This window comes from Cryobacterium sp. M23, from assembly GCF_002929655.1.
Taxonomy (GTDB): Bacteria; Actinomycetota; Actinomycetes; order Actinomycetales; family Microbacteriaceae; genus Cryobacterium; species Cryobacterium sandaracinum.
The window spans coordinates 1-19,224 of the sequence record NZ_PJJV01000081.1 but is presented as its reverse complement, the minus strand read 5'-3'; the positions used below and the strand labels follow the sequence as shown (position 1 = coordinate 19,224).

Genomic DNA, 19,224 nt, shown 5'->3' with positions numbered 1-19,224 from the left:
CGGTGCCGGGTCGATCGACACAGTTAGCAACCCGGACCAGCCGGGTTTGTCGTGCACTCGCGGTTGACGAGCACCGTCTGGGCATCCCCCACGATCACGCCGAGCGGGCTGGCCGAGGTCGACAGCGTACCCTGCACCGGCCGCCAGGCAAGGCCCGCGAAGCGATACTCGGCCGAGTACACCACCGCGACGACCACGGCATAGCTTCCCGGACTGGCGAACGCGTGGCTGGTGGCGGTGTCGGAGAATTCCGGGAGGCCCAGTGCCGCCCAGGTCGCGCCGCCCGAGTTCGTGCTTGCCTGGGCACCGTCGCCGTAGGACCAGCGGTAGCCGACCGGGGTAAAACGAACCTCCGCCGGATATCCCAGCAAGGCGCCGGTACGGGAGTGCTCGGATGCCGACGCGATGAAGTTCGCGGGCAGACCCGCCACGCTCCAGCCGCGCGGTTCCATCGTCTGGGACGGCGCCGCGGGCTGGAAGTTGACCAGATCGCTAACCCTCACCACGAAGTTCGGATCGCACGGCGACCCCGGAATGCAGTTGACCGTGAAGTCGTCGCGCACGAACGCCAGCGGATCGACGACGGGTGCTGCACCGACTTGGCCGCCACCGGCGTTGCCGCTGCCGCTGCCGGAACCGGACCCGCCCGCCCCGGATCCCGCTCCGCCACCGGCTTCGTTCCCGGACCCCTGTCCCCCGCCGGTCTCGTACCCCGCAGAAAGGTCCACCCCGCCGTTATTGATGTGTCCGGATACTTCTGGTGGCGAACAAAAGCCGGCCCGCAGCTCACCTTGCGTGCATTGACTAGTAGCCGCGCTGGCTAGTTCATCTTCGGAGACAAGAAACAGGGCGAGTAGGGCACTCGCCGCGACCCCTAGCAGTAGTTTTTGCCGGACCATGACTCACTCGATGTGATCGTTAGATCATTTGATGCAGCCCTCGAATTTTGAAAGGTGATCGTGAGGGGGAATCTGTCGACGCGATCATTGGGGACAACGGAGGCACCTGTACTGTCAACAACGTTCACTCGGGTGACATCAGAGCAAAGGTACGCAGTCACAGCGGTCTGACCGCGGCCATCATCTTTGATGGACTGCAGTTGAACGGAATCAAAGGATGTCGACCCGACCGATCTATAGCCATTGTCCGTATACAGGTTTGCAGAATCAGTTTCAGCCCTTAGGGCTTCTTCAGCAGTAACGTCCACCAGCCGACTGGTATCTTTTCCTCCATCCGCGAGCACCATATCGATGACAGCCAGATACGCCGCATAGGCTTCGGTGGCCGCAGCCAGAGCTTCCTCATCGGACGCGAAGACGGGGGCATCCGTCGGCGCGGTCGTCTCGGACGCCTGGGGCGCTTGGGGCACCGGTTCGGGCGTGCAACCGGTCAGCGCGAGTGTGCCGAGCAGCAGCAGCGAGCTCAGAACGAGGAGGTCGCGCTGCACGGTCCGCATGCGGCCAACCTAGGGCATCCGGCGCAGCCCCGCTCGAACTTTCCACATGTCGTAGTTTGGAGCCATGCAGGTGACATCATGACAATCTCCGGGGCCTGGCGACGTACGGCCCGTGGGGCCGGCCTGCTCGCCGCGGACGGCACCGTCGCCGCGAGCATTTTCGCGGAGATGAGTGCCCTCGCCCTGCGCACCGGCGCCATCAACCTCGGCCAGGGATTCCCCGACGAGGACGGCCCTGCCGAGGTTCTCGAAGCCGCACGCCAGGCGATCTCCGACGGTGCGAACCAGTACCCGCCGGGGCGCGGCTTGCCCGTGCTGCGGGGCGCCATCGCTCGGCATCAGCACCGGTTCTACGGCCTGTCCGTCGATCCGGATACCGAGGTCCTGGTGACGGCGGGTGCCACCGAGGCGCTGGCGGCAACCGTTCTCGCACTGCTCGACCCCGGCGACGAGGTTGTCACGCTGGAGCCGTTCTACGACGCTTACGGCGGCCTGATCGCGCTGGGCGGGGGCATCCATCGCACGGTGCGCCTGCGGGCGCCCGATTTCCAGCCGGACCGCGACGAACTGCGCGCCGCCATCACGGACCGCACCCGACTGATTATCGTGAACAATCCGCACAACCCCACCGGGGCCGTGCTGCCGCGCGAGACCCTGGAACTCATCGTGTCCCTCGCACACCGTCACGACGCGCTCATCGTGACCGACGAGGTCTACGAGCACCTCACCTTCGGTGTCGCCCACGTGCCCGTCGCGACGATTCCGGGCGCGAGCGAGCGCACCATCACGATCTCCTCCGGTGGGAAGACGTTCAACACCACCGGCTGGAAGATCGGCTGGCTCACCGCCCCGTCCGCTCTTGTCACCGCAATCCTGGCCGTGAAGCAGTTCCTCACCTATGTGAACGGCGCGCCGTTCCAGCCGGCGATCGCGCGGGGCCTCGACCTGCCGGACACCTTCTACACCGGTGTCGCCGCCGACCTGCAGGCCAAGCGTGACGTTCTCGAGAGCGGCCTGATCGAAGCGGGGTTCACGGTCAGTCGACCTCAGGGGTCGTATTTCATCGTGGCGGATGCCGCGCCGCTCGGCTACCCTGACGGCGCCGAGTTCTGCCGGGTGCTGCCCGATCTCGCCGGGGTGGTCGCGGTTCCGATCGGCGCGTTCTGCTCCGCCCGTCACCAGTCCGAGTATGCCTCGCTGGTGCGATTCGCCTACTGTAAAAAGGTGGACGTGCTCGAGCGCGCCGCCGCCCAGCTGGCCGGCATCATCGCCCGTTAGCCGCCCGGCAGCCGCCGCTTTGGAGGTGCCGACGGGGGGTTCTAGTGCGCCAGTGCCGGGTAGTCCGTGTAGCCCTCGGCTCCGGCACCGTAGAAGGTAAGCGGGTCGGGAGCGTTCAGCGGCAGGTCCTTGAGCCAGCGCGACACGAGGTCGGGGTTGGCGATCACGGCACGGCCCACGACGACCGCATCCGCCAGTTCGTCGGCGATGATGGCCATCGCCTCGTCCCGGTCGGTGACCTCGCCGAAGCCGCTGTTCACCAGGAGCGGCCCAGCGAAACGGGCACGCAGCTGCTGCACCAGTTCGCCGGCCGGCTCGCGGTGCAGGATGCTCAGGTACGCAAGGCCCAGCGGAGCGAGTGCGTCGGCGAGCGCGCCGTAGGTGGCCAGAAGGTCGGCGGCATCCGTTTCGAGGGCATCCTGAATGTTGTGCTCCGGCGAGACCCGGATGCCGACGCGGCCGGCGCCGATCGCCTCGGCCACCGCGGTGACGACCTCGACGACGAAACGGGCCCGGTTCTGCGGGGAGCCGCCGTAGATGTCGTCGCGCTGGTTGGAGGCCGGCGAGAGGAACTCGTGCAGGAGGTAACCGTTCGCGGAGTGAATCTCAACGCCGTCGAGTCCCGCGGCGATGGCGTTACGGGAGGCCTGCACGAAGTCCGCGATCACGCCGGGGAGTTCGTCGAGTGTGAGGGCGTGCGGTACCGGGTAGGCAGCCTTTCCCGCGTAGGTGTGGGTTTCGCCCTGGATGGCGATGGCGCTGGGAGCCACGACCTCGCGGCCGCCGTTGGTGCCCTCGTGGGTGACGCGGCCCGCGTGCATTACCTGGGCGACCAGGCGCCCGCCGGCGAAGTGCACGGCGTCGGCGACGTTGGTCCAGCCGGCGATCTGCTCGGGGGTGACCAGCCCCGGCTGGCCGGGGAAGCCCTGACCGGCGTGGCTGGGGTAGGTGCCCTCGGTCACGATCAAGCCGAGCGAAGCACGCTGCTTGTAGTGCTCGACGACGAGGGGGCCGGGAACGCCCTCGATTCCGGACCGAACCCGGGTCAGCGGCGCCATGACGAGCCGGTTGGGCAGTTCCAGGTCGCCGAGGGATAACGGGGAGAAAAGATTCACGAATAGCTCTTTCTGTGGGTCAGGGTGTCGCCGGACGGCGCGCGCGCCGTCTCGGACAGGGGAAGCAGCTTCCCCTGGGGCCAACGGCCCTGCTCTCCCGCGCATTCCCCTCACCCGTCACGGTCGGGCAATCCACAGGAGCCGACGCACCGAACCAGCATTATGAGCACCATCGCCGAGACCCGGCCGACGACGTCGCCACGGAGCTTCCCGGCCCCGGATGCACCGACCCGGGAGGACCCGGACCGCACCGGATACTGCCCGTTCCCTCTGTCGTCCGACGCTCGGGCCTTCGGACTGACCACGAGCTCCATGCGGCTGCGCCAGGCAACGGTTTCGGTGCGGCACGGCCGCCGTACCGGGAGCGACACCGCGACCATCCTGCTGCACGGCGCCGCGGGATCCTGGACGACCTGGACGCCGCTGCTGGCCGCGGCCGACGCCTCCGGTCTCGGCCTGACCGACCTGATCATCCCCGACCTGCCCGGCTGGGGGGACTCGCCGCTTCCGGCGGCGGGACCCTCTCGTTCCATCGAGGCAACCGCTGCGGTGGTGGCCGAGATCGCCTGTGCGCTCGGCTACCGCTCCTGGACCGTGATCGGCCACTCCCTCGGCGGCTTCGTGGCACTCGAACTTGCCGCAAGCGAGACCCAGTCGACCGCGTTCGTCGGCCTCGTCTCGGCCACGACGTTCTCGGTGATCGACACCGTGCGGCACCCGGTCGCCCGGTTCGCCGCGCTGCCGGGGTACAGCGCCCTGCTGCCGGTACTGCGGGCCGTCGCCCGGGCCGGGCGCGCCGGCCATGGTCTGATCCGCCTGCTCCACCGCACCGGGCTGCTGCGCACGCTGGCGGCGCCCCTGTTCCGCCGACCGGAGCTGCTGCACGAGAGCGTCATCGGGGCCCTTGCGACCGAGCTGCGCCCGCAGGCGTTCGCCGTGGCATCCGACCTCGCCGGAACCTACGATGCCAACCACTGGGCCCGGATCGAGTGCGCCGTGCACGCAACCCAGGGTGACGCCGACATTTTCGTGGCGGCGACGGATGCGGCCAGGCTCCGCGCGGTCATCCGCGGCTTCGATCTGGTCACGGTGCCGGGCACCGGGCACTTCGCGCACGTGGAGAAACCGTATGAGACGCTGCTTCACCTGTTGCCGAACGGATGCCTGTCCCGGTCAGGCGTGTTCCCGCAGTAGTAGTCGCTGTGTCCTGCACGATCCCGCGGCACGGCTGTTTCCCTTGTCAAGCGGGTTCATAGCGACCAAACTGAGGATCAGTCCTGAGATCTGGTCACCCTGTGTGGCCGGCCTCTGAACAGCCCCACCGATTGAAAGCGGCTCCCCATGGGTTCGTTGACGTATGACAGGGTCACGGTCGAATTCGACGACCGGATATTGGCGCATCTCCAGATCGTGATCGTACAGAAACTCCGCCGGGGCGAAAGCTTCCTGCTCTCGTGGCGAAACGCCGCCGAAGCCGGAAACGGTCGCAGTTCCGCGTGGCTGCACCCGGCCATTCCCCTGTATTTCAAGTTCTCCGGCGGTCAGCCGCCGAGCATCAACCCGCTGTGGCTCGCCCAGCTCACCCGTTCCGCTAACAGTTCCCAGGGTCTGGTGGCCACCGGCGAGGAGCGGGCGATGGGTGAACCCGAACATCCGGAGCGCACCGACCGCGGTCATCGCCCGGATCAGAAATTCACGGTGCGCGCGGCGCCCGCCTCGCAGGACACCATCGCCACCGAACTCTGAGCTGGCTGCACGCTCAGCGGGGCACGACCGCAAAGCGGCGCAGGGCCAGCGAGGGATTGCGGGCGCGCACGGCTGTGAGGCGCTCCGACAGCACCCAGGCGACGGCGACATCCGTTGTCTCGCCGATGGTGACCAGTTCCACGCCCATCGGGTCGACCACCATGCTGTTGCCGACGCCCACCGGCGGGGCGTGGTCGGCGGCCGCCACGTAGACCGTGTTCTCCAGGGCGCGCGCTGTCAGCAGCGTGCGCCAGTGCTGTTCCTTCAACGGTCCCCGCACCCACTCGGCGGGCACCAGCACCAGTTCGGCCCCCGCGTCGACCAGGCGGCGCGTCACCTCCGGGAAACGGATGTCGTAGCAGGTCTGCAGTCCCACCCGCAGTCCCACCACCTCGAACGTCTCGGGTTCCTCCACGGCGCCAGGCCGCACCCAGTCCGATTCACGGTCGCCGAAGGCGTCGTAGAGGTGCAGCTTGCGGTACTTCGCGACGAGTTCGCCGGCCGGATCCACCGCGACGAGGGTGTTGAAGAAGCGGCTCGGGTCATCCGTGGCCTCCAGCATGCCGGCCACGACATGCACGCCGAGTTCTGCCGCGAGCGCGGCGAGGGCGGCCACGAAGGGGCCGTCCACAGGTTCGGCCGCGGCGACGAAGGAGGGCCCCAGGACCGGTTCGAAGAAAGAGGAGTACTCGGGGAAGACGACCAGCCGGGCTCCGCGGCCGACGGCCGTCTCGGCGAGGGCACGCATGGCGGCGAGATTCACGGCCGGCTCGCGGCCGGGGGCGAACTGGGCCACCGCAACCCCCAGGGCAGCCACAGGGCCGGAGCCAGCGCCGGCAGCTGCAGCTGCAGCGGGAGCAGGATCGCGCGTCTCGAGGGGATCGATCATGGCGTCAGCCTAGCCGCCGGCAACGCCTCGGCCGGGGTCGCGGCATCCGTTCCCCTCGGTCCGTACCGGTCCTGGGTTCCAGGGTTCAGCGGGGTGGCCTAACGTGTATGCGTGTCTCCCCCTCCGCTGGTCTCCCGCCTGGTTCGCCCCGAGGCGCTGACCCTGCCCCTGCGCCGAACCGAAGGACTGGCAGCGATCCTCGGGCTGCTCGGCCTCCTCGTCTCGGCGGCCGGATCGTGGCGGCCCTCGTATTGGGGCGACGAGGCGGCCAGCGTGATGTCGGCGGAAAGATCCCTGCCGGGGCTCTTCCGACTTCTGGACAACGTCGACGCGGTGCACGGCGCCTATTATCTGCTGCTGCACGTCTGGATCGGCCTCTTCGGCTCTTCGGAGCTGGCGACTCGCGGGCTGAGCGCCCTCTTCGTCGGCGTCGCGACGGCCGGCACCTTCGTGCTGGCACGCACCCTGACCTCCCACCGGGTCGGCGTGCTCGCGGCCATCGTCTTCGCGCTGCTCCCCCGGGTCACCTACATGGGCGCCGAAGCCCGTTCGGCCGCCGTCGCCACGGCCGTTGTGGTGTGGCTGACCGTTCTGCTGGTGCACCTGCTGCGGAGCCGCTATCAGGATCGCGCCACCCGCTTCGCGCTCTGGGCGGCTTACACCGCGCTCCTGGCCCTGGGAATCTACTTCTTCCTCTTTGTGCTGCTGCTGATCCCGGTGCTCGGCCTCGCCGTGCTGCTGATACCGCCGGAGGGCGACAGGTGGGCGGGCATTCGCGCTTGGACCCTGGCCACGGCCTCCGGGCTCGCCCTGGCTGCCCCCGTGATGGCGGCCAGCCTTCAGCAGCGCGATCAGATCGCCTTCATCGGGCGGCGCCCGCCGATCGCCGTGCTCACCGCCGCAGTGCACCAGTGGTTCGGCAACGTACCGCTGGCCGTTCTGGCGTGGGGTCTGATCCTGCTGGCGGTCGTGATGGTCTTCGCCGTGCGCGGGCGGTGGGCCGCACCAACAGCAACCAGGGCGGCCCTGGCGGTCATGCTGGCCTGGCTGATCGTGCCGAGCGCAGCGCTCCTGATCGGCACGCACCTCGTCACGCCGATGTACTCGCTGCGGTACCTGTCGGTGGGTACGCCGGCGGCGGCGATCGCCATCGCCATGGGGATCGCCTGCCTCCGGCCGCTCTGGCCGCAGGCCGCCGCGCTGGGCCTGATCACGGCTCTCATGCTGCCCACCTATCTCGACCAGCGCGGCGAGTTCGGCAAGAACTACGGCAGTGACCTGCGCCAGGCGTCCGAGGTCGTGCGGGCCGGCGCGCAGCCCGGAGACGCGATCGTTTTCGACGAGAGCGTGCGGCCCTCCCGCAAGCCCCGCCTCGCCCTGCGGCTCTACCCGGCCGCGTTCGAGGGCCTGCGGGACGTCACCCTCGCGGTGCCGTTCGACGCCACCAACGACTTGTGGGACGTGGCTGTGCCGCTGGAGCAGGTGACCGACCGACTTACCGACACGAACCGGGTCTGGGTGCTGCAGAACCAGGCCAGCGGTGAGAATAGGCGGGGGGACAACATCCGCACCCTGCAACAACTCGGGTTCACGGTCGCCGAGTCGACCATGCTGAATCGCACGCAGATCATCGAAATGACAAGGTAGCCCCATGGCTCGGACTCTGATCATCATCCCGACCTACAACGAGCAGGGCAACGTCGCGTCGATCGTGGCCCGGGTGCGCGCGAGCGTGCCGGCGGCCGACGTTCTGGTCGTCGATGATTCCTCCCCGGACGGCACGGGGCAGTTGGCTGACGCGCTGGCCGCCACCGATTCCCAGGTGCACGCCCTGCACCGCTCCCGGAAGAGCGGCCTCGGAGCCGCCTATCTCGAGGCCTTCGCCTGGGGGCTCTCCCGCGGCTACAACCGACTGGTGCAGCTCGACGCCGACGGATCGCACCTGCCAGAGCAACTGCCGACCCTGCTCGAGGCCGCGGAGACGGCGGATGTGGTGCTGGGCTCCCGCTGGGTCCCGGGCGGAATGGTGCGGAACTGGCCGTGGCACCGGCGTCTGCTGTCGCGGGGCGGATCGGTCTACTCGCGCGTGCTGCTCCGGCTGCCCCAGCGAGACGTCACCGGCGGTTACCGCGTCTTCACGGCGCATGCCCTCCGGCGAATGGACCTCTCCGGCGTCGAGAGCCTGGGCTACTGCTTCCAGATCGACATGCTGCTGCATGCGGTTCGGGCCGGGCTCAGCGTTGTCGAGAAGCCGATCACGTTCGTGGAGCGCACCGTCGGTTCCTCGAAGATGAGTGCCGCGATCGTGGCCGAGGCGATGGCCCGTGTCACGATCTGGGGTCTCACCGGCAGGAACGCTCGCCGCGTTGCCGCGTCTGCACCGACATCCCTCCCGCGTGCCCGCTGACCGGACCCGCACGCCGCCCCATGGGGCGTGACTTCTGGTCAGAGTGACTATAAGATGAATCCATTCAGTTAGAGTCACAATGACCTTTACTTGGGGAATGACAATGGATGCGCGAATAAACACCCAGCTTGAGGCGACCCTCGCCGTGTCGACGGTCATTTTCGCCCTGCGGCCGGATCCGGAATCCGGCCACTCGACCCTGTGGCTGCCGCTTGTACGCCGCACCCGGGAACCCTACCTCGGCCAGTGGGCGTTGCCCGGCGGCGGCCTGCGGGCCGATGAGCGCCTGGCCGGCGCGGCCGCGCGCGCCCTGCGCGAGACCACGGGCCTGACCCCCAAGTACCTCGAGCAGCTCTACACCTTCGGGGATCCGGGGCGTTCCCCCGGCGGCCGGGTCGTCTCGGTCGTCTACTGGGCGCTCGTCGAGTCCGGTGAGGCGGCGCTGGCCGTCGAGGACGAGAACGTGCGGTGGTTTCCGGCCGACCACCTGTCGCCGCTCGCCTTCGACCACAACCTCATCGTGGAATACGCCCTCTGGCGCCTGCGCACCAAGGTGGAGTACTCCCGCATCGCGCACGCGTTCCTAGGCGAGACCTTCACGCTCGCGCAGCTGCGCGAGGTGCATGAGGCCGTACTGCAGAAGGCCCTTGACCCGGCCAACTTCCGCCGCACGATCGAGGGTTCAGGCACCGTGGTCGACACCGGCCAGCGCGTGGCCGGCGTACCGCATCGGCCGCCCCGCCTCTACCGCTACAACGATTCCGTTCATGCCACCGCTCCGGGTGCGCTCGAGCCGGCCATCGGCTGAGCATGACTCTTCCTCCCAGCACCCTCCTGCTGGCCACCGCTTGTCCGACTATCGCTTTGTATGATTATCGAGGAGTAACCGCATGACCATCGCATCGGTCGACCAGACCATTCGACTCATCAGCACGGGAGCTGCCGTCGGCAGCACGTGCGGCCCCGACCTGCTCACCGCTCCGTGGGAGTTTGATTCCGGCACGCCGGGCTACGGCCCGGGGTCGTCGATGGGCGATGTCATCCCCACCGGGTCACCGCGGCAGGGTGAGCTGCCCGAGGTCTACCGTCGCGCGTCGACGGAGGAACTCGGCGACCGCATCCGTACCGCCAAGGCCACGCTCGGCGACCGGGTCGTGGTCCTCGGGCACTTTTACCAGCGCGAGGAGGTGTTGGCGCACGCGGACTTCGTGGGCGACTCCTTCCAGCTGGCGCAGGCCACGAAGAGCCGTCCGGATGCCGAGGCGATCGTCTTCTGCGGAGTGCACTTCATGGCCGAAACCGCCGACTTGCTTTCCACGCCGGAGCAGGCGGTCATTCTGCCCAACCTCGCCGCCGGCTGCTCGATGGCCGATATGGCCGATATCGACTCCGTCACCGACTGCTGGGAACAGCTGGAGGACCTCTACGGCAGCGAGCAGGGCGTCGACGGCCGCGTGCCCGTGATCCCGGTCACCTACATGAATTCCTCGGCCGCGCTGAAGGCGTTCTGCGGCGAGCACGGCGGCATCGTCTGCACCTCCTCCAACGCCGAGACCGTGCTCGAGTGGGCCTTCGCCCGCGGCCGCCGCGTTCTCTTCTTCCCCGACCAGCACCTCGGCCGCAACACCGCCAAGTCGATGGGGGTGCCCCTCGAGCGGATGCCGATGTGGAACCCGCGCAAGGCCCTCGGCGGCAACACGGCCGAGGAGCTCGAGGCCGCCCAGGTCGTGCTCTGGCACGGGTTCTGCAGCGTGCATAAGCGCTTCACGGTGGACCAGATCACCGCGGCCCGCCAGTCGCACCCGGACGTGCGCGTGGTCGTGCACCCGGAGTGCCCGATGGGCGTCGTCGACGCCGCCGATTCCTACGGCTCGACCGACTTCATCAAGAAGGCCATCGAGGCAGCCCCGGCCGGGTCCACGTTCGCCATCGGCACCGAGATCAACCTGGTGCAGCGGCTCGCCGCACAGCACCCCGAGCACACCATCTTCTGCCTCGACCCGGTGGTCTGCCCCTGCTCCACCATGTACCGCATCCACTCGGGCTACCTGGCCTGGGTGCTCGAAGCGCTGGTCGGCACCGCGGACCGCGCGCCCGAGGTGCTCAATCGAATCCAGGTATCGGGCGAGGTTGCCGGCAACGCCCGCGTCGCCCTCGAACGGATGCTTTCCGCCAAGCCGCCCGTCTCCATCGAGGCCTGACCGTGACCCGCGTGCTCGTCGTCGGCAGTGGGCTGGCCGGACTCATCGCCGCGGTGCGTGCGACGGATGCCGGCCACCAGGTCACCCTCGTCACGAAAGCGGCCCTGCCCGACAGCAACACCCGCTGGGCCCAGGGCGGGATCGCCGCGGCCATGTTCCCCGATGACTCGGTCGAGTCACACGTACAGGACACCCTGCGCGCCGGGGCCGGACTCTGCGACCCGGTCGCAGTGCGCGTGCTCTGTTCCGAGGGACCGGCTCGGGTGCGGGACCTGATCCGGTTCGGTGTGGACTTCGACCGCGACGAGTCCGGGGTGACCCGCGGACTGGAGGCTGCCCACTCCCGCTCGCGGGTGCTGCACGCCGGCGGGGACGCCACGGGCGCAGCCATCGAGGCTGCCCTCGTGGCGACGGTGCGTGAACGGGCCGCCCGCTCGCTGCGGGGCGTGGGCGCCCGCCTGCGCGTGCAGGAACACACAATGCTGGTTGATCTGACCGTGCAGGACGGTCGCGTGACCGGGGCTGTCCTCCTCGGGCCCGACGAAGCACTCCGCACGATCCTGGCCGACACGGTGATCCTGGCGACCGGCGGTGCCGGCGAGGTCTTCCCGCACACCACGAACCCGGCTCTGGCGACGGGTGACGGCGTGGCCGCCGCGTGGCGCGCGGGGGCATCCGTCGCCGACCTCGAGTTCTACCAGTTCCACCCGACCGCACTCGCGGTTCCCGGTACCCCGCTGGTCTCCGAGGCGGTGCGCGGGGAAGGCGCCGTGCTGCGAAATGCGTCGGGCCACCGCTTCATGCTCGACCTGCACCCCGATGCGGAACTCGCCCCGCGCGACATCGTGGCCAGAGGCATCGCCCGGGAAATGACCAGGCAGGGCGGCGAACCGGTGCGACTGGACGCCACCGGTCTCGGCCGCGAACTTCTCGAGCGACGCTTCCCGACCATCACCGCGGCCTGCCGTGCTGCCGGCCTGGACTGGGCCGTCGAATCGATCCCGGTCGCCCCGGCGGCGCACTACTGGATGGGCGGGGTGCTCACGGATATCTGGGGCCGCACCAGCCTGCCCGGCCTGTTCGCCGTGGGTGAAGTGGCCCGCACCGGCGCCCACGGCGCCAACCGGTTGGCCTCCAACTCTCTGCTCGAGGCGGCCGTGTTCGCCGACCGGGCCGTGCGCGCGCTGCGCCTGCCGGTTCGGGTGTCGGCGGGGGTCTCGGTCGTGACCGGCTCGACCACCGGGGGATTGCCTGCCGGCGTCGACCGTGACGCGGTACAGCAGCTGATGTGGGAGTGCGCGGGAGTGCTGCGGAGTGGGGAGAAGCTCGCCGAGGCATCCGTCACCCTGGCCGACTGGGCCACCCGTCCGACGGGCCCGGACGAAACCACTGCACCTAATATGCGGGTTCGGGCATATGAAGACGCCAACCTGCTCGACCTGGCGCGGGTCACCGTGGCTTCCGCCCTGGCCCGGGAGGAATCGCGCGGCGCACATCACCGCTCCGACTACCCCGACGGCCGGCCCGAGCTCGCCCGCACCGTCGCCTGGACCCGCACCGTCGCCTGGACCCGCGGCACAGCCCCGGACACAGCCGACGGCATGCGGAGCACCCTGAATCTGGACCACCCCACTGAGGCCGAGGAGGCCATTGCATGCTGACCATGAATGCCATCGACACCGTCGTGCGCGCCGCGCTCGAGGAGGACGCCCCCTGGGGTGACCTCACCTCGCAGGTGCTGATCCCCGCCGACGCCGCCGCGACCGCGCAGCTGGTCGCCCGGGAATCCGGCGTCTTCAGCGGTGGTGCCGTGTTCGCGGCGGCCTTCCGACTGACCGACGCGCGCATCGTCGTTCGGATGCTCGTGGCCGACGGCACCGTCTTCGACGCCGGTGACACCCTGGCGGAAGTGTCGGGGTCCGCCCGCGGCATTCTGCAGGCCGAGCGCATCGGCTTGAACTTCGTGCAGCGCATGAGCGGGATCGCCACACTGACAGCGCTCTACGTGGCCGAGACGGCCGGCACCCGCGCCCGCATCGTCGACACCCGCAAGACCACCCCGGGCCTGCGTGTGCTGGAACGTGCCGCGGTGCGCGACGGCGGCGGCCACAACCACCGGTTCAGCCTCTCCGACGCGGTCATGGCCAAGGACAACCACCTGGCCGTGCTCACCGCGGGCGGCCTGAACCTCACCGAGGCGCTCCGGCAGGTGCGCGACCGCATCTCCCACACCACGCACCTCGAGGTGGAAGTGGACCGGATCGACCAAATCGAGCTTGTGCTTGCCGCCGGCGTCGACACGATCATGCTCGACAACTTCAGCCCCGACGACCTGCGCGAGGGCGTCCGCCTCACGGGCGGCCGAGCACGCGTGGAGGCCAGCGGCGGCGTCTCTCTGCTGACCGTGCGCGGCATCGCCGAGACCGGCGTCGACATCATCTCGGTCGGGGCCATCACGCACAGCGTGCGCTCCCTCGACCTCGGCCTCGACGTCGTCATCCTCACCGAGGGCTGAGCGGTCCGGCCATGATCTATCTCGACAACGCCGCGACCACCCCGGTGCGACGGGAAGTTCTCGAGGTGCTCTGGCAACAGCTCGCGGGCCGGTTCGGCAACCCGTCGAGCCACCACCGAGTGGGTGAGGCCGCGGCCGCCGCGCTGGCCGAGGCGCGGGCCATGGTCGCGGGCGTGCTCGGGTGCCGGTCGGCCGACGTGGTGTTCACGACCGGCGGCACCGAGTCCGACAACCTCGCGATCAAGGGCATCGCCCTGGGCGCCCCACGCGGCCGTCACCTCATCACGACGCCGATCGAGCACGAGGCGGTACTCGAATCCTGCGACTATCTGCGCCGCCTGCACGGCTTTGAGGTGACGCTCCTGGACCCGGATGCCTCCGGCCGGGTGGATCCGGAACAGCTCCGCGCCGTGATCCGCCCGGATACCACCCTCGTCTCGGTGCAGTACGCCAACAACGAGGTCGGCACCGTTCAGCGGCTCGCGGAACTATCGGCCATCGCCCAGGACGCCCGCGTGCCGCTCCACACCGACGCCGTGCAGGCGGCCGGCTGGCTTTCGGTCGACGTGGGGGCTCTCGGCGTCGATGCCCTGAGCCTGTCGGGCCACAAACTCGGCGCACCTCCCGGCATCGGGGTGCTTTTCCTGCGCCGCCGCATCGCGGTCGAACCGGTGCTGCACGGCGGCGGTCAGGAGCGCGGGCGCCGCAGCGGAACGGAGAACGTGCCCGGGGCGCTGGCACTGGCGACCGCACTGTGCCTCGCCGAGGCGGAACGCGCGGAGGCAGCGCCCCGCATCACCGCGCTGCGGAATGCCTTCATCACCACGGTTCTGAGCGGCACACCGTCGGCCCGGCTCACCGGCCACTCGACGGAGCGTCTGCCGGGCACCGCCTCGTTCGTCTTCCCGGGCACGAGCGGCGAGGCGGTGTTGCTCGAACTGGAACAGCGCGGCATCGTCTGCTCGAGCGGGTCGGCCTGCGCGGCCGACAGCGACGAACCGTCCCACGTGTTGACCGCTCTGGGCATCCCGGCTGAGGTCGCCCAGACCGCCGTGCGGTTCACGCTGGCATCGACGACCACAGCAGCGGATGCGTCTGAAGCGGCCGCATCCGTTCAGGCCGCCGTGGGCACCGTCCGCAGTCTCGACCGAGGCTGACCTGCCGGGGCTTCAGGCGCGGCTTCGCGCGCGTGACGCGCGCGTGCACGCGCGCGCCAGAAACCGAACTTACTGCGAGTTGTCAGACAATTTCCGAAGGTTTCGTTTCTCGCGGCGAAGATGCCCCCGATCAGCTAATCTGCTGACGGCGACCGACCCTGGACCGCTGACTGCGCGTCCCTTGACGTGCGGCCGTCTGGCCAGCGCTCTAAGGTTATAGCTAAGAGGCGATAAGCCCAAGGTGGGCCGCCAAAAAGGGACACAATGACAATAATCGACAAACCAGTCACCGAGTCACTTGCCACTCAAATTGACTCTCTGGTTAAAGCCGCTCAGGTCGCGCTTCTGGATTACGCGAACTTCACGCAGGAACAAATCGACCACATCGTTAAGAAAGCCTCGGTGGCTGCTCTCAGCAAACACGCCGAACTTGCCGTTCACGCCGTAGCCGAAACCGGCCGTGGCGTATTCGAGGACAAGGCCGTTAAAAATCTTTTCGCATGCGAGCACGTTACGAACTCGATGCAAAACCTTAAGACCGTCGGCGTTATCAGCCGAGACGACATTACCGGCATTACTGAGATCGCCGAGCCGGTCGGCGTGATTTGCGGTGTGACCCCCGTTACGAACCCCACCTCGACCGCGATCTTCAAGTCGCTCATCGCGCTGAAGACCCGCAACCCGATCGTTTTCGGTTTCCACCCGGGCGCCCAGCAGTCCTCTGTGGCGGCAGCGCGCGTCGTGCGCGACGCCGCCATCCTCGCCGGTGCACCGGCAAACTGCATCCAGTGGGTTGAAACGCCGTCCCTCGAGGCCACCAGCCTGCTGATGAACCACCCGGGCGTCGCAACCATCCTCGCCACCGGTGGCAACGCCATGGTCCGGGCCGCGTACTCCTGCGGCAAGCCCGCCCTCGGCGTCGGAGCGGGCAACGTTCCCGCCTTCATCGAGAAGAGCGCCAAGCTCAAGCGTGCCATCAACGACGTCGTGCTCTCCAAGTCCTTCGACTACGGCATGATCTGCGCGTCGGAGCAGGCCGTCATCATCGAAGAGCCGCTCTACGCAGAAGCCATGGCCGAGTTCAAGATCCTGCACACCTACCTGGTCACCCCGGCCGAGAAGCTTCTCCTCGAGGACTACATCTTCGGAGTCCAGGCCAACTCGACCAACTGTGGCGAGGCCAAGCTCAACGCCGCCGTCGTCGGCAAGTCGCCGGTCTGGATCGCCCAGCAGGCCGGATTCACCATCCCGGCCGACACATCGATCATCCTGGTCGAGGTCGCCGGAGTGGGACCGCACGAGCCGATGACCCGCGAAAAGCTGGCACCCGTTCTCGCCGTGCTGCATGCCAAGGACGCTGAGGAGGGCATTTCGCTCTCCGAGCAGATGGTTGAATTCGACGGCCTCGGCCACTCGGGCTCCATCCACAGCGAAAACCCGGCCATCATCGAAGAGTTCGGAACCCGCGTCAAGGCGGTCCGGATCATCACCAACGCTCCCAGCTCGCTCGGTGGTATCGGTGACATCTACAACGCGTTCATCCCGTCGTTGACGCTCGGCTGTGGCTCGTACGGACACAACTCCGTCTCGAACAACGTCTCCGCGATCAACCTCATCAACGTCAAGCGCATCGGCAGAAGGAACAACAACTTGCAGTGGTTCAAGGTCCCCGCCAAGACGTACTTCGAGCCGAACGCCATCCGTTACCTGGCGGACATGCGCAACGTCGAACGTGTCACGATCGTGACCGACTCGACCATGACCCGCCTCGGTTTCGTCGACAAGATCCTCGACATCCTGAACCGGCGCGAGGGCCGCGTCGCACTGCAGATCATCGACAACGTGCTGCCCGAACCGACCGTCTCAGCGGTCGAAAAGGGTGCCGCCGAAATGCGGGCCTTCAAGCCTGACACCATCATCGCCCTCGGCGGCGGCTCGCCGATGGACGCCGCGAAGGTCATGTGGCTGCTGTACGAACACCCCGAAATCGAATTCTCCGACATGAAGGAAAAGTTCTTCGACGTGCGCAAGCGCGCGTTCAAGTTCCCCGACCTCGGCGAACTGGCCAAGCTCGTCTGCATCCCCACCACTTCGGGCACCGGTTCGGAAATGACCCCGTTCGCCGTGATCACCGACGAAGTCACCGGAGTCAAGTACCCGCTCGCGGACTACGCCCTCCTGCCGACCGTCGCGATCATCGACCCCGTGCTCACGGCCATGATGCCGTCGTTCCTGGTTGCTGACTCGGGTTTCGACGCTCTCACGCACGCCACCGAGGCCTACGTGTCCGTCTACGCGAACGATTTCACCGACGGCCTCTGCCTGCACGCGATCAAGCTGATCTTCGAGAACATCGTGACCAGCGTCAACGGCACCACCGCGAGCACCGACGGTGAGGTCATCAAGGCCCGCGAGAAGATGCACAACGCCTCGTCGATCGCCGGTATGGCGTTCGGCAACGCGTTCCTGGGTATTTGTCACGCGATGGCTCACGTCACCGGCGCGCAGCTCCACCTGATCCACGGCCGGGTCAACGCGACCTACCTGCCGCACGTGATCCGTTACAACGGCCTCATCCCCACCAAGCTCACCAGCTGGCCCAAGTACGAGAGCTACATCGCCCCGGAGCGCTTCCAGCAGATCGCGAAGCACCTCGGCCTCCCGGCGTCGACCCCGGCGGAGGGCGTCGAGTCCTACGCCCTGGCCGTGGAGAAGCTGCGCGACCTGGCCGGCATCAAGCCGTCCTTCCAGGCGCAGGGTGTGCCGGAGGAGGACTTCATCAGCCGCCTCGACAGCCTGGCCATGGGTGCTTACGGTGACCAGTGCGCACCGGCCAACCCGCGCATGCCGATGCTCGACGACATGCACACCATCATGGAGGCCGCGTACTACGGCACCTCTTTCAACGAGGTCCGCGCCGGTCGCGCGGCCGTCGAAGCAGTGGCACCGGCCGAAGAAAAGAAGTCGGCCCGCAAGGCAGGCAAGTAGCCGTCACCGCCTGATTGACTGAGGAACGGCCCCGCACCTGTTGGTGCGGGGCCATTCTCGTGTACGGCCCACCCTGTGGCAGGAGCGAGCCTGGTCACAGTCAGTTCATAGCCAGCGCGCTGCCACGGGGGTCTCCCCCGCATCGGAAGTAACGCCCGATCGGGCACGGCCGGCGGCCCAGGCGGCCAGGTCGGCGAGCGACCCCGTGACCTGGTGGGCGGCATCCGGATCGCCGTAGCCTGTGTGCGTCGAATCCGTCGCGGTGAGCCGGCGGCCCGTGTCACCCCGGGAGGCCCAGGCACCGACGATCTCGCCGAGAAGCCGCTCGAGAGCCTCCTCCGGCAGGTCCCGGAAGCCGGCACCGTGGTTGAGGTCGACGGCGTGGATCCAGAGTTCGCGGGTGCGCATCCAGACCGTGTCCCGCAGCGGCACCATGGCACCCTGCCCGTTCCTGACCGGAACGACCCAGCGGTCGTCCGCCAGCGCCAGCCAGCGTCGGTCCAGGTCGGCGGCCGAGTCCGCCCAGGATTCTCGGAGCGCGTCGGAACTGAGGATGCTGCCCGCGGCGATCTCCGCATTCCGCGCCTCCATCGAGGCATACATCACCGTCTCGGCTCCGGTGTCGGCCCACTGTGCCAGCCGTCCGATCGCACGGGCGTTGGACGCGACGTGCGCGACGACCTGGCGCCGGGTCCAGCCCGGCAGCAGGGAGTCCCCGTCGAGTTCATCGTCTGTGAGCCCCTGCAGTTCGCGACCGAAGAATTCCGTACCCCGCCGGACGAGGTCCAGCGTCAACCGGCGTGCAGAAAGCTCAAACGGATCGTGGGGTGCGCTCATGGGGCCCCTTTCTCGGGTCAACGCGTATGGTCCCTACGCTACCCGGCGGCCCACCCTCCCCAACGTTCCCGCGACGCTGGTCGAGCCTGTCGAGCCCGGGACCGAGACTAGGGACCAGGGACCGGGGCAACATCGTCGGCCTGGGACCAGGGGCCAGGGACCCCCTATCCGTTCTTCCGTTCGACCGCGTCCGTCAACCGGGCGCGGGACTTGGTCACGTTCCGCCATTTGCGGGCCCCGGTCTCCAGCCAAGGTGGTGCCATGATCTGCACGGCGCCGCGGACCATCCGGATTACCCAGCCGGAGGCGGCGAGGTAGCGGTGATGCCACCAGCACAAACACACGCCGTTGTCGGTGTGTGTCGGTCCGCCCTCGGAGTGCGGGATCACGTGGTGGATCTCGGTCATCCCGGCCGGGATTTTGCAGCCCGGGATGATGCAGGTGCCGTCGCGGAGCTGAATCGCCCGGCGTTGCGCGGCGGTGAAGCACCGTTCGGGTGAGCCGAGGGCGATGATGCGTCCCTCGTCGGTGATGACGACTTTCTGCTGACCGCCGTTGCTGATCAGGTCCGTGACGGCGCTGATCGAGATCGGGGTTTCGACGCCGTCGATCCAGCCGACGCCGCGGCCCTGACC

General features: G+C 68.3%; 17 protein-coding genes. 11 read left to right on the top strand and 6 right to left on the bottom strand.

All coding sequences use genetic code 11. The features are described 5' to 3' along the window. Window positions 1–23: 23 nt before the first annotated feature. Window positions 24–728 carry a hypothetical protein gene (locus tag CXY82_RS14630; RefSeq protein WP_104171571.1) on the bottom strand — a complete coding sequence of 235 codons (705 nt, stop codon included), beginning with the start codon at window positions 726–728 and terminating at the stop codon, window positions 24–26. Between the two features lie 146 nt (window positions 729–874). Further along, window positions 875–1,456: a hypothetical protein gene (locus CXY82_RS14625; RefSeq protein WP_104171570.1), complete on the bottom strand. Its 582-nt coding sequence runs from the start codon at window positions 1,454–1,456 to the stop codon at window positions 875–877. 78 nt (window positions 1,457–1,534) lie between these two features. Here CXY82_RS14625 and CXY82_RS14620 point away from each other — a divergent pair, with 78 nt between their 5' ends. Further along, complete coding sequence (locus CXY82_RS14620; protein ID WP_104171569.1) at window positions 1,535–2,734, top strand: aminotransferase class I/II-fold pyridoxal phosphate-dependent enzyme; 1,200 nt, start codon at window positions 1,535–1,537, stop codon at window positions 2,732–2,734. 41 nt (window positions 2,735–2,775) lie between these two features. Here CXY82_RS14620 and CXY82_RS14615 read toward each other — a convergent pair whose 3' ends face one another. Further along, window positions 2,776–3,849: an alkene reductase gene (locus CXY82_RS14615; RefSeq protein ID WP_104171568.1), complete on the bottom strand. Its 1,074-nt coding sequence runs from the start codon at window positions 3,847–3,849 to the stop codon at window positions 2,776–2,778. A gap of 162 nt (window positions 3,850–4,011) precedes the next feature. On the opposite strand from CXY82_RS14615, the gene CXY82_RS14610 reads away from it, so the two are divergent. Together CXY82_RS14610 and CXY82_RS14605 are read left to right on the top strand one after the other, a co-directional pair. Continuing rightward, window positions 4,012–5,043, top strand: coding sequence for an alpha/beta fold hydrolase (locus CXY82_RS14610; RefSeq protein ID WP_104171567.1), 1,032 nt, complete (start codon window positions 4,012–4,014; stop codon window positions 5,041–5,043). A gap of 147 nt (window positions 5,044–5,190) precedes the next feature. Continuing rightward, window positions 5,191–5,595: an ATP-dependent DNA ligase gene (locus CXY82_RS14605; protein ID WP_233191304.1), complete on the top strand. Its 405-nt coding sequence runs from the start codon at window positions 5,191–5,193 to the stop codon at window positions 5,593–5,595. A gap of 13 nt (window positions 5,596–5,608) precedes the next feature. Here the strand turns inward: CXY82_RS14605 and CXY82_RS14600 are convergent, their stop codons facing one another. Beyond that, window positions 5,609–6,484, bottom strand: a complete 876-nt coding sequence (locus CXY82_RS14600) for a carbon-nitrogen hydrolase family protein (protein ID WP_104171566.1) — start codon at window positions 6,482–6,484, stop codon at window positions 5,609–5,611. Between the two features lie 111 nt (window positions 6,485–6,595). Between CXY82_RS14600 and CXY82_RS14595 the strand changes: the two genes are divergently transcribed. The 8 genes from CXY82_RS14595 to adhE all read left to right on the top strand — a co-directional run bounded on the left by CXY82_RS14595 (window position 6,596) and on the right by adhE (window position 17,752). Beyond that, window positions 6,596–8,131 (top strand): glycosyltransferase family 39 protein, encoded by a 1,536-nt coding sequence (locus tag CXY82_RS14595; protein ID WP_104171565.1) that lies wholly within the window; start codon window positions 6,596–6,598, stop codon window positions 8,129–8,131. A gap of 4 nt (window positions 8,132–8,135) precedes the next feature. Continuing rightward, entirely contained in the window at window positions 8,136–8,891 is a 756-nt protein-coding gene (locus CXY82_RS14590; protein WP_104171564.1) for a polyprenol monophosphomannose synthase, read from the top strand. 103 nt (window positions 8,892–8,994) lie between these two features. Continuing rightward, window positions 8,995–9,699, top strand: a complete 705-nt coding sequence (locus CXY82_RS14585; protein ID WP_104171563.1) for an NUDIX domain-containing protein — start codon at window positions 8,995–8,997, stop codon at window positions 9,697–9,699. Between the two features lie 82 nt (window positions 9,700–9,781). Continuing rightward, window positions 9,782–11,092: a quinolinate synthase NadA gene (nadA, locus tag CXY82_RS14580; RefSeq protein ID WP_104171562.1), complete on the top strand. Its 1,311-nt coding sequence runs from the start codon at window positions 9,782–9,784 to the stop codon at window positions 11,090–11,092. 2 nt (window positions 11,093–11,094) lie between these two features. Next, window positions 11,095–12,753 (top strand): L-aspartate oxidase, encoded by a 1,659-nt coding sequence (nadB, locus tag CXY82_RS14575; RefSeq protein ID WP_104171561.1) that lies wholly within the window; start codon window positions 11,095–11,097, stop codon window positions 12,751–12,753. Then, window positions 12,747–13,607 (top strand): carboxylating nicotinate-nucleotide diphosphorylase, encoded by an 861-nt coding sequence (gene nadC, locus CXY82_RS14570; protein WP_104171560.1) that lies wholly within the window; start codon window positions 12,747–12,749, stop codon window positions 13,605–13,607. Before nadB ends, nadC begins: the two co-directional genes overlap by 7 nt. An 11-nt stretch (window positions 13,608–13,618) precedes the next feature. After that, the gene (locus tag CXY82_RS14565) at window positions 13,619–14,764 is read left to right on the top strand and encodes a cysteine desulfurase family protein (protein WP_104171559.1); all 1,146 of its coding nucleotides are present in this window, start codon (window positions 13,619–13,621) and stop codon (window positions 14,762–14,764) included. 264 nt (window positions 14,765–15,028) lie between these two features. Next, window positions 15,029–17,752, top strand: a complete 2,724-nt coding sequence (gene adhE / locus CXY82_RS14560; RefSeq protein WP_104171558.1) for a bifunctional acetaldehyde-CoA/alcohol dehydrogenase — start codon at window positions 15,029–15,031, stop codon at window positions 17,750–17,752. Between the two features lie 105 nt (window positions 17,753–17,857). On the opposite strand, the gene CXY82_RS14555 is transcribed toward adhE, so the two are convergent. Further along, complete coding sequence (locus CXY82_RS14555) at window positions 17,858–18,589, bottom strand: maleylpyruvate isomerase family mycothiol-dependent enzyme (RefSeq protein ID WP_104171557.1); 732 nt, start codon at window positions 18,587–18,589, stop codon at window positions 17,858–17,860. Window positions 18,590–18,753: 164 nt separating this feature from the next. Next, a partial coding sequence (locus CXY82_RS14550) for an HNH endonuclease signature motif containing protein (RefSeq protein ID WP_146069146.1) occupies window positions 18,754–19,224 on the bottom strand: 471 nt, incomplete at its 5' end.